Genomic DNA, 16,247 nt, shown 5'->3' with positions numbered 1-16,247 from the left:
TTAAAACTATAATAACGTTATAAAACATCTGATCGAGATAGATTACAAAAATGTCATTTTCAAGTCACTTAGATGTTCAGTGCTTCACTTTATTGTAGTAGCAAGAAATTAACTTTTAGAGAAACTTATGAAAACTGTAGTGCGTCGTAGTCTAACAATTTTAATGTGTGCTGGAACTTTAATTGCTGGTACTCAATCTTGGGCAAAAGATGTATCAACCTCAAGTGCCACTAAAACGGTAAAAGCACAGAAACCTTGTACAAAACCTTGTAAAATGGAAAAAGATGACAAGACTCAGCAAGATCATAGTCAACATCAGTCTCCTAACTCATCTGACATGTCAAAAATGGATCATTCTATGATGAATATGGACCATTCTAAAATGGATCATTCAAAGATGAATATGCCTAGTAGCAATAAATAATTTTATAAATAGCGAGAAAGAAGTATTAAAGTTTATACTAAATATTTGCTTTATTACTTCAATCTTGACCTTTCTAAAGGTGAGATAGAATGTCAAATAAGTTAAGTCATGTACTCTTAATTGGAGTTGGTTTATTTTCATCAACTTGGGTAATGGCGGCAGTTAAAGAATATGATTTAACAATCGCTGAACAAACTGTAAATATCACAGGAAAACCAGTTGAGAGAATTACTGTAAATGGTAAATTCGTTGCACCACTTCTTGAATTTGAAGAAGGTGATGAGGCCGTTATCCGTGTTCACAATAAGTTAAAAAATCAGGACTCTTCAATCCATTGGCATGGCTTATTATTACCTGGAATTATGGATGGTGTACCTGGATTTAACAAATTTAATGGCATTGCCCCTAATAAAACTTATGAATATAAGTTTAAAGTCCGCCAAAATGGTACTTATTGGTATCATTCACATAGTAAAGGACAAGAACAAGACGGTTTATATGGTGCTTTTGTTATTTATCCTAAAGATAAAACTCCACTAACAGCTGCTGAAAAAACTGATAGAGATTATGTGGTTTTGCTTTCTGATTTTCATAATTCAACAAGTGATCAAATCACAAAGAATCTTAAAAAAGAAGCAGATTACTATCAGAACCGTCGAGAAACGGTATTTGATGTCATGAAACAAGTTAAACGTGATGGATTAAAGGCAACTTGGCAAGACCGCTCTATGTGGAATCAGATGCGGATGTTGAAAACAGATATGTCTGATGTCACAGGCTATACATTTTTAATGAATGGCAAAACACCTCAGCAAAACTGGACCGGTAATTTTAAAGCTGGAGAAAAAGTTCGCCTTCGATTTATTAATGCTTCTGCAATGTCATTTTTTGATGTACGAATTCCAAATTTAAAAATGACAGTGGTAAGTGCCGATGGTCAACCTGTAAAACCTGTTCCTGTAGATGAGTTCCGTATAGGTACTGCTGAAACTTATGATGTCATTGTTGAACCGAAACAAGCCCATTATCAAATCGAAGCTGAATCTATTGATCGTACTGGATTTTCGGTTGGAACCTTACATGATGAAAATACCTCACCTGTAAAACAAATTGAGATGCCTAAGCCTCGTCCTCGTTCTTTATTGACTATGGAAGATATGGGAATGAATCATGATATGTCTTCTATGAAAGGCATGAATCACGATATGTCTTCTATGAAAGGTATGGATCATGATATGTCTTCTATGAAAGGCATGAATCACGATATGTCTTCTATGAAAGGTATGGATCATGATATGTCTTCAATGAAAGATATGAATCATGATATGTCTTCTATGAAAGGCATGAATCACGATATGTCTTCTATGAAAGGTATGAATCATGATATGCCGATGAATAGCGCTACTGTTAAGGCGGCTTCAGACAAGAATGATAATACCGTATTTGGATGGGCAAATGCTTCAACACCTGAAGGTAATAAAGCATTGCAATATAGTGATTTGCAATCGTTAGATCCTCAAAAAGACACTCGTGCAGCTGAACGTGAAATAGAGATCCGTCTTGGTGGAAACATGGAGCGTTATATTTGGACAATAAATGGTAAAAAATTTAATGAAGCCGACCCACTAGTGGTGAAGTATGGTGAACGTATACGCTTGAAATTTGTGAACGACAGTATGATGGCTCATCCAATGCACTTACATGGCATGTTTATGCAACTAGAAAATGGCCAGGATGCTAGTAATATGCCAAATAAACATACTGTAATTGTCCCACCAGGTAAAACAGTTACAACCTTATTAACGGCAGATGAGTTAGGTGAATGGGCTATCCATTGTCATTTGCTCTATCACATGTCTGCTGGGATGATGAATAAGCTTATTGTTGCAAATGTCGATAGCAATAGTTCTGATTCAAAAGATGTTGTTGCTCAACCTATTAATAATGATAAGGGGGTAAATCAACATGCACACCACTAAAAAACTCTATTCTAAAACACTTGTATCTTTAGCCTTGTTAGGATTAACAAGTGTTGCCTTTGCCAATGATCCATCTACCGGAAATCTAGTAAATAGCTCTCAATCAGAAAGTATGAGAGTGCTGTTAAAAGAACCAGGTGGGTTAGGTTATGCTGAAAGGAATACTTATCAAAAAACAACTTCTGGTAATGATGGAGATAATAGTACAGGGTTTGAAACTGTAATTCCCAATGGTCAGAATCATGATAAGCATCTTAAAGAACATGGTGGACAAATTTTTCAAACAACTAAATTTTCCAATGAGTGGATAGTTGATAAAGATGGTAAAGGCAGTTTAGGTTCGAGTTTCGAAACATTGATTGGAACAGATGAAAATCGAATGTTTGTTGAAGCCAATCTGAATAAAGCAGAGAGTAATGATCCCAATTATGATGTATCAGCTCTTTACAGTAGAAATGTTGCACCATTTTGGGATGTTCAAGCTGGGGTAAGGTATAGTGAGGACAAAAATAACCGTAATAGTAATCGCATTGATGGCGTTATTGGATTATTAGGTCTTGCTCCTTATTTCTTTGAGACAAAAGCTTACCTTTATGGTGGTGAAAATAATTTTTGGGGAGCCAGTTTTGAGTTTGATCGAGATTTATTACTCACTCAAAAGCTAATTACTCAGCCATATATTGCAGCAGATATTGTGCTTAATGATAATTCTGATTTTGCTGCAAAGTCAGGTTTGTCTGAGTTAAAGACAGGTATAAAAACTCGTTACGAGATTAATAAGCGTATCAGACCATTTGTTGATGTCGCTTATCAATATGAAAAAGGGCAGAAAGCCACTTCTATGCAAGAGGCTACTAATTCCGAAAAAGGGTGGAAATATGGTGCAGGCATCGAATTAGTTTTTTAAAATAGTATGATTTGGATTCATGAATGGTAGCTTCGGCTACTATTCATGAATTATTACTATTTATTTTCGAATCTGTAAAACTAAAAAAGCTTAATTTTTGGTCTATTTTTATGCAGTGGTTAAAAACATGCTTATCGCTGTTTTTATCGTTTGCTATTCTTTTAGTAGGATCGGCTGCTACTACTTCGTCTGTACATCATCGGTGTTTAATGCCATCTGAATAGATGCATGTGGCATAGCCGTCTTCATCGATTTGAATCCTAAAGTGGCCCTAATGATCCGCTTTAGCTTGCCATGATTACATTCGATCACGTTATTTTTATACTTAACCTGCCTGTGCTCAAGATCTGGTGGACATTTTCTTTCCCATTTTAACCGTGACAAAGCACCTCCATATGTGTGCTTTATCTGTATCTATCACTTGTGGGGCCTTCCTTTGCCAGAAGATGCGGATACTGAGCATCCAAAAGTAAAAGAACTGCATGAGCTTCTTGCATGGTCCGAAGGTATGGTCTGGTGTTCACCTGAACGTCATGGTTCTATGAGTTCCATTTTTAAATCACAAATAGACTGGATTCCACTTGCAGGAGGAGCAATCCGTGCTACCCAAGGTAAAACCCTTGCCTTGATGCAAGTCAGTGGTGGATCACAGTCATTTAACAGCCTGAACCAGATGCGTATTTTGGGGCGGTGGATGCGGATGATCACCATTCCAAATCAGTCTTCAATTCCGAAAGCTTTCTTGGAATTCGAAGAAGATGGACGAATGAAGCCTTCAGCTTTCTATGACCGGATTGTGGATGTCATGGAAGAGTTATTTAAGTTCACTCTACTGACTCGTGGTCAAAGCAAATACCTGACTGATCGTTATTCTGAACGCAAGGAATCGGCTGAAGAGTTGTCCAAGCGTGTAAATCAGCGCAGTTTATAAATGCTGGATGGTATTAAATACGGCACTGTTGCAAATAACCACGAATGGTAAGCTGAAGACTGTTTTAGCTAAAGGTGCAGCATATGAATCCTTTCCATGGTCGGCACTTTCAAGGTGAAATCATTCTTTGAGCTGTACGCTGGTATTGTAAATATGGCATTAGCTATCGTGAACTTCAGGAAATGCTTTCCGAACGTGGTGTGAATGTTAATCACACTACTATTTACCGTTGGGTTCAACGTTATGCTCCTGAAATAGAAAAACGCTTACGCTGGTATTGGCGTAATCCTACAGATTTACATTCATGGCATATGGATGAGACTTATATCAAAGTGAAGGGGCGATGGACTTACCTGTATCGTGCAGTTGATCAATGTGGTCATACGATTGACTTTTACCTTTCCGCTAGGCGGAACAGTAAATCAGCCTATAGTTTTCTAGGAAAGATATTCAATACGGTGAAAAAATGGCAAATTCCACGGGTCATCAATACAGATAAAGCAGCGACCTATGGCCATGCTTTATCACGATTAAAGCGAGAAGGAAAATGTCCACCAGACCTTGAACACAGGCAGATTAAGTATAAAAATAATGTCATTGAATGTGATCATGGTAAGTTAAAGCGGATCATCAGGGCCACATTAGGATTCAAATCTATGAAGACGGCTTATGCCACAATTAAAGGTATTGAAGTCATGCGTGCACTACGTAAAGGACAAGCATCGTCATTTGTGTGATTCATAGAGATCGTTTCAATTTAGCGATCTCTAAATCCATTTTGTAATTGGGATGTTGAATCCGTTCATTTGAGGGGGGTGTATTGCTTCTGGACTTCATCTGAGAAAGGAGTTTCTTCACATAATTCAAAGTACCTCTCCATCGGTGTTTTACCTTTCAAAGCTGAATGTGGTCTCATCCAGTTATAGTAATGCTGCCATTCGGCTAACTTGTCTTGGATATCCTCAGAATCGATATCTACAGTAGCGTAGAACTCAGATTTATCAGTCTTTTGTGAGCGCTCTACCTTGCCATTCAGATGAGGTGAACCTGGTTTATTTGGCCTAAATTTGATTCCATGCTGCATCATTTTTTCTGTACTTTTTCAGCAAAGAATTCCCGCCCACGATCGGTCTGTATTCGCTGTATGGGAAAAGGCATTTCTTCAATTACGCAGCCTAAAAAGTCGAGAGTATTCGCTGCTGTTCGGCGTGTATATATCCTTAAAACGCGATATCGTGTGCAGTCATCGATAGATGTGTACTGATATAGTCCTGGACCCAGTTTACAGGTATCCATTTGAATTCTATCGCCTGGTAATGGACGTTCATAACGAATGAAATTGCTTTACGACGGAATTTTTTAATCGGTTTGACTTGATGGGGGAATAGTACTTTATGGATAGTCGCTAAGGACAACGAGACTCCGTGCAGCCTCATCAATTCTGTTTGCAAACGTCGAGCACCAAGATTTCTAGCTCAGCATTGATTTTAGTATTTGGCGATTTTAAGGGACGTCTACTCTGGCTACTTAATCCATCAATACCTTGCTCAGAATATCGTTTCCACCACTTGCGTAACGTTGGTCTAGAAATGCCACATCTCCGACAAACTAGACCAGCATCATTAGTCTCTTCAAATAATTTAACCCATACGAGTCTTTGTTGAATTTCTCTGTTCATAGACACCCATTATATTGAAATGATGTCTATGAATCACACACGTCATTTTATTATGGTCAGCCTCAAGGTGAAGTGTGTCTAATCAACAGGGTTTTCGGTCTCTAAGCACTTTTAAAAAGGAACTTCATCGACTCAAATCTCTATTTGCAACAGTGCCTGAAGGACACATAAGTTGTCATAAAAAAGACAATTCGAGTAGAAGTGGGCTTTTCATAAAGTATTATGCTATTGATCTTAAAAGATTTGCATAGAGTATATTATGTTAGTTTTAGTTAGCTAATATTCTCCCTGCTGTAAACAGGGAAAATATGAAAAACTATACTTCGGATTTGTCTGACTCATGGAGAGATTATCCCTATTTCACTAATCAATTTTATTAATTAATTTTCGTGACCATCTACGCAAACTATCCCAAATACCTTTATTCTCAGGCGGTTTTCTAAAGGTAGCTTCTTTTTCATTATTATTTACTTCACTCTCTGGTTGAGCTATAGATTGATAATAATGAGTCTTAGCTAATTTATCCCTCTTTCTTTCTGCTGTGATTCGATCTTCGCTCCAACTACCAGCTTCAATTACTACATTTTGTTTAATAATGTAGTGTGAACGACATGCAGAATTCCAATTCCCAACAGATGGCGTCAGTGAAACACTTTCGCCATCAAAAATCATTTTCCAGTCGGTTGGTGATAATGGAGTAACAACCCGTTCTCCACAGCCGCAACAGCAGCTATGCACTGCTGTTGCATATTCCATTGAGATATATAAAACGCCTGTATCGATTTCACGTGGGATATTACGGATAAAATGGTTTGTTAGCTTTTTAATTTTCAGCATGTCAGATCCCCATTCAGTAACATATTTCCATCCGTAGTGTAGGTAGAGTGATGTTCATTCTCCAAATCTCTATAAAAGCCTCTCAATTTTTTCCATTTAATTACAGCTAAAGCCGCATTTAATGAGTTTAAATCAGCGACTTGTATATTAGATGCATAAAGATCATTCTCACCAACACTAGCAAATGAAATACGTCCTGAATGGATATGTTCGCGTTTATCAGGAGTACTACTTGTCACTCTCAAAATGCCACCAAGACTACCATTTACGAACTCTATCCCCATTCCAACATCAATAAAAGGTATATCAAGTAACTCCAATTTCTGAATGATCGCTTTCTTATCTTCACCAGCATCAATACAAATAAACGCAAACGAAGTTCCATTTAATAATTCAAGATTGGTAGAGTTCAAGCTAACTGGATTCGCAACAATATTACGATGCATTCGGTCGTAAATATTTTTGAAATAATTGACCTTCAGTGGCGCATTTCGCAGCTCATGTAATAAGGGAGCACCAGGAGCACGAAAAGCGTTATGCTGTAAAAACTCATCCGCATCAAACAGACGTATCTCATGTGCGGGAGTTTTGCAAACTAAATCAATAATATAACTTCCAGTCCCCCCAGTTCCAATTATTGAAACAACCTCGCTTTCTAGCTTTTCTGAAAGTTTGCCTATCCCGGCACGATCAGAAGCTGTATCAATATAATTAAAAATGCTTTCAATTTCAGTTTCATCAGGAGCACGAAATATCTTTGGACTCATACCTGGCTGTAATACCGCTGCTGGACCAGACAAAATCGTCGCGTAGGTAGACATTTTAGCAAAGTAATCTGGGTATCCTTCTGGACCTGGTTTACTTGAAAAGCTATGTTCAGCAGTAATACCATGACCAAAATCCATGTGCTGAGTTACATGGCGAATTTCATCTATAGGCATTCCATTAGCTTTACAAGGATATTCCCCATCCCAATGCATGACATGACACCCAGGTTTACGTGTATTATCACCGGCAAGATCCAATGATGTTACAAGGGTACCTTTGCGAACGCATTTTTGTGCATTTACATAAGGTACCTCTTTCATAACAAGGAAGCCGGCAATAATTTGCACATGATAGCCAGCTTCACGAAGCTGGCGTAAATCATCATTAAGATTGAATAGTTTTTGTGACATTGAAAATCGTCCCCTGATGTTTAACTTCAATAACCCCACCCTCCGCAAGCTCACCAGCATTTGGTCTAGATGCTGCATGACGATAAGTCATAGAGTAGATAATATTTGATCCGATTGGGTCATTAGGAAATGCCAGTTGGACAACCTGTTCAAATGTGACTTGCTTATTAGGTACTGATTCATCAAGAGAATTAATAGTGATGGTGTAACCCTGAACTGGTCGTTTAGCTGTAATAAAATGCTCTATACCAGGAGCTGTAAGATCCAGCAATTCATCAGGTTCAATAAGGCGATCAGTACCACCTCGCACCTCCAAAAATACGGCTTGATCTGGACTAATACCTGACAATACATACAAGTTGTTGGCCTCAATAGCTGACCTGCCCCATTTAAGCTGACGACCATCAAGTGTTAGTTTGAATTCCCGATCCGTACGAAAAGCAATAAACCGTTCAACTTCTCGCCCACGCAAGTCAAAAGTTTCATTTAATCGAATATCTTCAAATTCACCAGATGGTAATATCGCATAAAGAGTTACCTCATCCCGATCATCAAGCCCTACTACAGATAATATCTGCCGCCCTGTAGGCACTGGATCAGAAACAAAAGCCTGTTGGAAATTCACATTGTCTATTCCAACACTAATGCGATATCCATTTGCAGCTTTTAACGGACGGTTCTCACGAACCGCTTCGCCAACATCATCAAAATCATCCTGAATAGGATTCATATAAACACCTCTTAAAGTTTTGACCAGAAGGAATTTTCTGGCTACATCTCTTTAATCGGACCGACAAAGCATCGTCGGTAATTTTTTTATAATTTATTTTAAAAATTTTTCTTTATGATACCGGTCGGGACTCTACCGCAAATAAATAGCGCAGGACAATTAGGGCAGCTAAATGCTGAATCTGCTATTTTAAAATCACCACCACGGATACGAATGAAAATTTCTCGTAATTTGTCTTCAAAATTGTTTAGGGCTTTTGGTTTAAAGTCGAGAGGGTAAACCTTATTATCGGCTAAATAGACCAATTCTGCAGATGAATCAGGAAAAGTACTCTTTGCAGCAAGGGAAAATGCTGCATATTTTATATTTTTTGGGTCTGAACTAGGTGCATGACCAGTAAAGATACAGCGTAACGTACGCACATCATCTCGTAGCAGCATTTCATCAACATGAATTGTTATCTTTACACCTGCAACATTCAAAACTAATTTATCAAAAACTTCAACAATTGCTCCATTTCTGGACTGGATAAAAAAATTGAGCATCATCTCAGCGATATTACGATAATCACTTACGTATCCATGCTCATGTAAACCAAACTTTTCAAAAGTAGCCTCCAACATAGGTTTCCAATTTATTGAAGGATCATTATCTAAGCCAATTAATGCTTGAAATACATCGCGTACTGCTTCATGCATTTGCATGAATGCAGTTTCTTGTCTACGACCACCAATGCATAAAAGATGAGTATATAGAAACCGTCTAGGGCACCTATCATATAAATCTAAAGCATTAGCACTGAAACTTACATCTCCCTGAAATTCCACTACTAATGGGATACTTTCCGGTGCTATTGGTAATTGTAATACTGGGAGAGTTTTTATGTGCGAAACAGGGCCAATCCTTTCCAAAAAACCAGAAAGTGGACGTTGGATTTTTTTCTGACCTTTAGTCCTTGCACCATAAAAAAATAGTCTTTCTCGTGCACGTGACATTGCTACGTAAAAAAGACATTCTTGCTCATTGTCGTGAGCTTCTCTGGCTACATCATTAGATGAACCTTTACCACCAGCAACCATACCCTCAGGTGGTGGACATTTTGTCCGTCTATATGAGCCAGGTAGTGTATCTTTATTAACCCCACTTAAATGAACAACAGGAAACTCAAGACCTTTTGAACTATGAATCGTCATCAATTTGACTGCATCAATATTTTGGGCCGCTGTCGGAAGCTGACTGAGATCACGATCATCGTTAAGCTTAAGTAAACGACGTATTCGCATTATCATTTTTACTATGGGAAAGGCACTACCTTTAAGTTGTTGCCGAGCAAAATTCATAAACTGCCAAATAGCAATTCCTTCAGCTTTCCCTCCAACAGACTCTGATGTTGCAATTTCAGCTATCATTCGTGTGCGATCGAAAAGCACAGTCGCTAAAACATTCCAAGGGTGTGAGTGATTACTAAAACCCTGTAGTACATTTTTTAATTTTTCAAGTGAAGATAATCCCTCTGGGGATAAAGCTAACAATGATATGTTGCAGTCACAAAGTTCTCTTTCGCTTGTGCGTAGATGCTCTAGAATTTGAGTGACATCTTCCATTGGCATCTTAAATTCTGTACAACATGCAATACGAATCAATCCGGAAGCGCGTTTATCTGTCAAAATAGAGACCAATGCTATAAGGTCTTTAATTTCTGGTCGCTCAAATAAGCTACCCAGAAATAATACCGGAATTCCCAATCGTTCCAGATCCCGCCCTAATTCTGAGAGCTTGTCATTCCCCCGACACAAAACTGCTTGATCTCGATACTTAAAACCAAGATCACACATTTTATTAATTGATTCAGCTAAAGCGGAACTTACCAGGTCACCACTTTCTACTGTTCGTATTTCCGGAAGAAAACCTGATGCAGGGCGATTTGCAGTAAGAGCACTGTGTGTACCGCCTGTTTTCATATCTGATGCAAAGCTTGAAAATGATGTCACGATCTCTGAAGCAGAGCGGTAATTAATTTTCAGTGATTGACCTACACTCCCGGGAAAATCATCCACGCAAAAACGCGATATATTAAATGACGAGGCTCCACGAAACCGATAAATTGACTGCTTTGCATCACCAACGACCCAAAGATTATCACCATATGGTTTGAGAGCCTTTAATAACCTGATACTGCTCCTATTAACATCCTGATATTCATCCACCAATACATGCAGATAATCATGCTGCAACTGTTGACGTAACTCTGCATTAGCCTCCAGCAGTTGTACTGGTAGCATCACTAAATCACCAAAATCTAAACAATTTTCTTGTTTCTTTATCTTTTCATAAGCTTCGTATACTACAGCAACTTCTAATGCTCGTTCAGCAGTTTCACGTTCTTCTGCACTACTGGCCTTTGCTAGCATATTCTCTGCAAGAATTCGGTACTGTAATGCATCTATCACCTCATCCTTTGCCCGGGAAATAGCATTCAAAATATCGACAATATTTTGAGAAGGATCGTACAAATCACGATAATGATTTAAATTAAGACGTAAGAACTCCTCTTCCAGAAGTTCTACAGCCTCTGAACGATCCATTAAGCGGGGTTCCGCTGGTAAATCACATAAATCATGAAATCGACGAAGCAGATCAAGGCCAAACCCATGAAAAGTCCCTATCCAAAGAGCCGCTGCCTCATGGGGCTGCTTTCGTGCGATACGTTCTGATATTTCCGCAGCTGCTTTATTCGAGAAGGTTAATAACAATATCCGTCGAGGATCAACCTCTTCATTCAGCAAACTTTCAACTCTTGCTATGAGAGTTCGAGTCTTACCTGTACCTGGACCAGCCTGAAGTAAAAAAGCAGAACCTCTATGATTTACTGCATCATTCTGCTTTTCATTGAGAGGCATCTCTGGATCAATTTCTTGTGGTTTATTTTCAACCATAGGCAACAGCATTGCATCAAGCATTTGCTGTGCAACAACCTCAAAAGGTGCTCCGAGCTTACTAGCGATATCACTACAAGTCATATGGCATTCAAGATGCATTTTTTTAACAACTGAACGCGGAAGCAAGAATTCTCGGGCGAAAAGATCCATCTGAACTTCACGTCGTTGTCGATGGTTATAATCCACAACGCGACTTATTCCTGATAGTTCAGATTCTGCTGTACGGCTAGGGTCAATACTAATAACATATTCATCTTGTGTATCATCTCCTAGCTCAACATGACCAATTTCATGCGCTACAAGAAATGCCTGTTCAAAAGATGAACCAAAATCCTCATGTGTAATTAATCTATATGTGCTATCAAAGAACGCCCGTGCGCCATTTAATTCATCGGAACATTGTAAACACTTCTCTACGTCAATATCTCGAAACGCAGCTTCAGCAACAGCAAAAGCATAAGAGTTCCAAGGATCTAGCCCTCTGCCTACAGCCTCATGATGTAGTTTGTCAGCGCGCTGGCGAGCGATCTCGATAGCATCCATATCATTCGTCTCTATTTATTATCTCTTGAATTCGTTCTTCTGGAATAAGTGCATCATGAAGAATCTTTTCGAAAGATACCTTGCTTGGCGCAGTTGGTTTTACATTAGATTTATAACTTCGGCTATGTTGTGCTTGTGGTGGTAGTGCAAGAAAGGCCTTCAACTGAGCAGTCGTTACCTGTAGAACTATCGCAAGCCTATTAATAAAATGTAATGGAACAGATGACAGTTCAACTCTTCTTACTCCAAAAGCCATTAAAACTTGTTTGGGAAGATTTAATAACTTTGCTGCATTTGAGAAACGCTGTGGAGGTATATCTATTTGTTCCGATTGCTGGGTAAGCCCCCTACGAAATCGATCCAAAGCAGACTCAATACTTATTTCATCATCTGGGGTAAGTGGTACACAGTCATCAATTTCACGAGTCAGCTCGAGTGACAGATCGACTAATTCATTAGAATATTCAGGAAACTCTATGAGATACTTTAGTAAGATATCTTTACTAGAATCAAATTCTACTGAGAAGTCTCTCAGTACATCCTCACGAGAAATATTTTGATCTCTCATTAAAATTTCTCCTTATTTTCTAGTTGTTTACGCAATATTGCAAGCGCAAAATCACGGTGCGTGCGAATAGTTTTATCTGACTTCTTCAACGTTTTAGTGATTGTCATTTCATTGGGATCTTTCGAAATAATGGGTATATCGTGACACCACATTACGACAATACGTTGCTGAAGTGGTGATAAAACATTAATCGCCTCATGTAGACTTCGTCGGTAATATTCTTTGTCAAGTTCATTTGCATCAAAAGGATCATAGGGTTCTAACGCATTTTCAACCTCTGGTAAGATATTTTCATCTTCACCATATAATCCTTGAGTGAGATTATCTTTATTTTGAATTTTATTTTGTGCATCAACTCGGTCTTTAGCTAATGCGCTGTTAAAGTTGACTTCAAAATAATCAAGACGCTCCTCATAACTATCCTGATCCACTAATAGTAAATCGATAAAATCATCACGAACTTTATCGCGGATTTCCATATTACTTAAGGAAGAAGTTCTTCCATCTAGGCTATGAGGTTTAGGAAGATTACGATGTATTCTTTCTAAGAGAGCTAGGAGTAACTTTTCACGAAGCCAAGAATTATCAGTATTTCGAATAAAATAGAGCAATGTTTCACTTGATATAAAACCCTCAATTGATTTTGGCCAAATAATACTTCTGGCAACAATCTCCTCATGACTGATTTTTTCTAGTTCATCAATCTCACATTCAACAATACTACGCCGAGTGTATAAAACACCTTCCCTATTAACCTTTCTTAGAGGTCTAGCCATAAAGCACCCTAACAACCTTAAATCGATAATTTTTTAACAATTATTAGTAATTAATCTTAAAGAACCAAAATATCTTATATAACAATAATATCAGTTAAAAAATTTAAGAGTTGGTAAATCCATAATCAATTCATGTTATTAAATTTCTATTGTTTAAAAACTTTAAAATTCCACTACTTTTCTACATCTATTATCAAAAAAATACCTGTTGTACTCAAGCTTGAAACTACAATATTACTAATTAGAGAGGGCTTTGTTGCACAAAGATTTGAAATGCAAAGCGCCCCTAATTGAGCCAAATTTAAGGCGTAACTTGGGTAAGTGGTCGACCTAATTCCGTAAATCTGTTGAGGACTGCTACACGTGCATGAATTTCATTCACCTGACTAGGAAAGCTTCTTGCCATTAATTTATCGCCTAATAATTTGATGCAATGCATCTTGGTTTCCACCAAACTGCGGCGATGATAGCCTGACCATTTTTTCCATAATGTCCTGCCTAAACGTTTAACTGTTCGAAGTAATTCATTTCGATCTAGCGAGCTACTCTTTGTATCTTTCCATGGTTTCGCATTTTTTCTAGGTGGAATCACCGCATGTGCTTGCCGATCTGCAATGACCTGACGGCATTGCTTGGTGTCATAAGCTCCATCGGTATAAACAGAGTCAATCTGCTCATCTTGTGGAATCTGATTAAGTAAATCACCAAGCACCTGTGAATCACTGACATTATTGGTTGTGAGCTGAATAGCGCGTATTTGTAGGGTTTTGGCATCTATACCAATATGTAGTTTACGCCATTGGCGACGATATTCAGCTCCATGTTTCTTGCGTTTCCATTCGCCCTCACCTAGAAACTTCATGCCTGTAGAGTCTACGAGTAGATGCAGCCCATCGCTACTTTTTTGGTAGCTGATTGCAATATCAATATGCTTTTGTCTTCTACAAAGCGTACTGTAATCTGGTGCGGTCCAATTTAATCCGCAAAGTTTAATCAGACTTTGCACAAAGCCAGTGACTATACGTAAAGATAGACGGAATAAGGATTTAATCATTAAGCAGCATTGGATAGCTGCGTCGGAGTAGGTTTGATTTCGCCCTTGTTTGCCTTTTGATGGAGCATACCATTGCGTAGCAGGATCAAACCAAATGGCAATATTTCCGCGACTCATGAGTGCTCGGTTATATGCGGGCCAATTGGTTGTGCGGTAGATTTTGTGTGTAGGCTTCTTCATTTGAAAATTATATCGCTGAAAAAGCCTTTACAGATAGGTTTGTGCAACAAAGCCCTATAAGAAATAGGGCGTAAACTCGAAAAGCCGACTTGGAAACAAGTCGGCTTTTTTGATAGTTTTTGCCAATAAGCCCGGCTAGAAAATGCTCAATTTTGGTATTTTTGCCCAGTTATCAAGGTTCCAAGATAGAAATTATCCTTATTTCCTGTGGATGAAATTTAGGCTACCGATTTTTACCTTATTTCTTCTAAAATTTTATTTTTTACCCAGTTTGAAAAGTCTTTTTGACTTTGTGCAAAATGTAAAATGTCAGCTTCATTATCCAGATTAAAACTTATACTTTTAACTTTCCTTCTAACTTTTTCATATTTCGTATTTATTGCAATTTTTCGCCAATTTGTTTGATCTGCAATGTCATAAGCGGCAGGTATGACCTCACCACCATCATCTTTATGCACACATATTTCAATATTATCTGAATTTAGAATACGGATTTCGTCCATTTCGATTTCTTTATTCTTGTATGAGGTAAACCCAAAACATATAGAGACACCGTTTTTTGATACTATTTGGATATTTCCAAAAGCCTCATCAGTATCTGTATGTGATTGATCCATTAATACTTCACAGTGAATAACACGCCAGTCGGTTTCTTGCTTGAGTTGTGAAGCTAACATTGGAATCATATATAATCCATTTTCTGAGGTTGCCGTAATACGATAATCTTTATTATTAATTTTTCAAGTGCTTTGATAAACTTTTTTAGGTAAGCATTCGGTGAACCCCATATTTGATTCCAATATGGTCAAAAACCTAATTTTTATAAGCAGATAATCGCTATACTTAAGCAAATTTAGGTATTACTAGAGATTCTTGCTTCATGACTCAGGCTCAACTTCAACAAATATAAAAACATCTTTAGAATATTGTGTACGATTTAGATGGAAAAATGGGGGCAGATGATCTGGTTCTCAAAGCTCGAAACTTTATTGAAAAGTTCTATCAAGGTTTATAAGTTAAGTAAGTTATATAAATTTATATCTCTGACAGATCAGCCTCTGGCGATCTTGTGGCTAGAGAGATCTTTAATTTTTCAGCACTGCACTCCCATATATGGACAAATCCCTGACAAGAAATATAGGGAAAGTTTTCAATCTCATCACTCTCTTCAAGATTACATAAGTTACATAAGTTATGTAACTTTATAATTTCATCTTCCTAGCAAATCAATCCAGATAAGTTCTTCGTACTAGTGGAACATGTAATTTTCAGTGCTGCGCTTCCATATATGGACAAATCCCTGACAAGCATTACCGGAAGAGGTTCCATCTCATCACTCTCTGCAGGATTACATAAGCTCATAAGTTTCGTAAGTTACATAAGTTATGTAACTTTATAATTTCATCTTCCTGGCAAATCAATCCAGATAAGTTCTTCGTACTAGTGGAACATGTAATTTTCAGTGCTGCGCTTCCATATATGGACAAATCCCTGACAAGCATTACCGGAAGAGGTTCCATCTC

Annotated in this window: 12 protein-coding genes and 4 pseudogenes; 6 read left to right on the top strand and 10 right to left on the bottom strand. The window is 38.0% G+C overall.

Annotated features, from left to right (window positions below; translation table 11 throughout):
• The first annotated feature begins 127 nt into the window (after positions 1-127).
• From AC1IR0_RS14415 to AC1IR0_RS14400, 4 genes and pseudogenes are all read left to right on the top strand, one after another.
• Positions 128-424, top strand: a complete 297-nt coding sequence (locus AC1IR0_RS14415; protein ID WP_004695744.1) for a hypothetical protein — start codon at positions 128-130, stop codon at positions 422-424.
• A gap of 89 nt (positions 425-513) precedes the next feature.
• Entirely contained in the window at positions 514-2,403 is a 1,890-nt protein-coding gene (locus AC1IR0_RS14410) for a copper resistance system multicopper oxidase (protein WP_479741508.1), read from the top strand.
• On the top strand, positions 2,390-3,310 hold the full coding sequence (locus AC1IR0_RS14405) for a copper resistance protein B (protein WP_479741507.1): 921 nt from the start codon (positions 2,390-2,392) through the stop codon (positions 3,308-3,310). Before AC1IR0_RS14410 ends, AC1IR0_RS14405 begins: the two co-directional genes overlap by 14 nt.
• Positions 3,311-3,333: 23 nt before the next feature.
• Positions 3,334-3,531 (top strand): annotated as a pseudogene (locus tag AC1IR0_RS14400) (hypothetical protein); the annotation flags it as partial.
• Between the two features lie 16 nt (positions 3,532-3,547).
• On the opposite strand, the pseudogene AC1IR0_RS14395 reads toward AC1IR0_RS14400, so the two are convergent.
• Positions 3,548-3,740 (bottom strand): annotated as a pseudogene (locus AC1IR0_RS14395) (DDE-type integrase/transposase/recombinase); the annotation flags it as partial.
• 6 nt (positions 3,741-3,746) lie between these two features.
• Here AC1IR0_RS14395 and arsH point away from each other — a divergent pair.
• Entirely contained in the window at positions 3,747-4,241 is a 495-nt protein-coding gene (gene arsH / locus AC1IR0_RS14390) for an arsenical resistance protein ArsH (protein WP_010117055.1), read from the top strand.
• A gap of 83 nt (positions 4,242-4,324) precedes the next feature.
• Positions 4,325-4,978: pseudogene (locus AC1IR0_RS14385) on the top strand (IS6 family transposase).
• Position 4,979: 1 nt separating this feature from the next.
• On the opposite strand, the pseudogene AC1IR0_RS14380 reads toward AC1IR0_RS14385, so the two are convergent.
• The 9 genes and pseudogenes from AC1IR0_RS14380 to AC1IR0_RS14340 all read right to left on the bottom strand — a co-directional run bounded on the left by AC1IR0_RS14380 (position 4,980) and on the right by AC1IR0_RS14340 (position 15,410).
• A pseudogene (locus AC1IR0_RS14380) lies at positions 4,980-5,919 on the bottom strand (IS481 family transposase).
• Between the two features lie 363 nt (positions 5,920-6,282).
• Positions 6,283-6,756, bottom strand: a complete 474-nt coding sequence (locus AC1IR0_RS14375) for a ubiquitination-like system serine protease family protein (RefSeq protein ID WP_026444451.1) — start codon at positions 6,754-6,756, stop codon at positions 6,283-6,285.
• A complete protein-coding gene (locus AC1IR0_RS14370) occupies positions 6,750-7,934 on the bottom strand; it encodes a ThiF family adenylyltransferase (protein WP_005093361.1) in 1,185 nt (394 codons plus the stop codon). Before AC1IR0_RS14370 ends, AC1IR0_RS14375 begins: the two co-directional genes overlap by 7 nt.
• Positions 7,909-8,664, bottom strand: a complete 756-nt coding sequence (locus tag AC1IR0_RS14365) for a multiubiquitin domain-containing protein (RefSeq protein WP_005093363.1) — start codon at positions 8,662-8,664, stop codon at positions 7,909-7,911. Before AC1IR0_RS14365 ends, AC1IR0_RS14370 begins: the two co-directional genes overlap by 26 nt.
• Positions 8,665-8,762: 98 nt before the next feature.
• The gene (locus AC1IR0_RS14360) at positions 8,763-12,146 is read right to left on the bottom strand and encodes a UvrD-helicase domain-containing protein (protein WP_005093365.1); all 3,384 of its coding nucleotides are present in this window, start codon (positions 12,144-12,146) and stop codon (positions 8,763-8,765) included.
• Between the two features lies 1 nt (position 12,147).
• The gene (locus AC1IR0_RS14355; protein ID WP_026444450.1) at positions 12,148-12,714 is read right to left on the bottom strand and encodes a hypothetical protein; all 567 of its coding nucleotides are present in this window, start codon (positions 12,712-12,714) and stop codon (positions 12,148-12,150) included.
• Positions 12,714-13,490 carry an RNA polymerase sigma factor gene (locus tag AC1IR0_RS14350; RefSeq protein ID WP_005093369.1) on the bottom strand — a complete coding sequence of 259 codons (777 nt, stop codon included), beginning with the start codon at positions 13,488-13,490 and terminating at the stop codon, positions 12,714-12,716. The genes AC1IR0_RS14355 and AC1IR0_RS14350 overlap by 1 nt, the downstream gene beginning before the upstream one ends.
• Positions 13,491-13,791: 301 nt before the next feature.
• On the bottom strand, positions 13,792-14,724 hold the full coding sequence (locus AC1IR0_RS14345) for an IS5-like element IS17 family transposase (protein ID WP_479741506.1): 933 nt from the start codon (positions 14,722-14,724) through the stop codon (positions 13,792-13,794).
• 233 nt (positions 14,725-14,957) lie between these two features.
• A complete protein-coding gene (locus tag AC1IR0_RS14340) occupies positions 14,958-15,410 on the bottom strand; it encodes a hypothetical protein (RefSeq protein WP_005093372.1) in 453 nt (150 codons plus the stop codon).
• Positions 15,411-16,247 lie beyond the last annotated feature (837 nt).

Source organism: Acinetobacter sp. 129952, from assembly GCF_056642055.1.
Note: the sequence above shows the minus strand (reverse complement) of the source record. Positions and strands in the feature narration are given on the sequence as shown.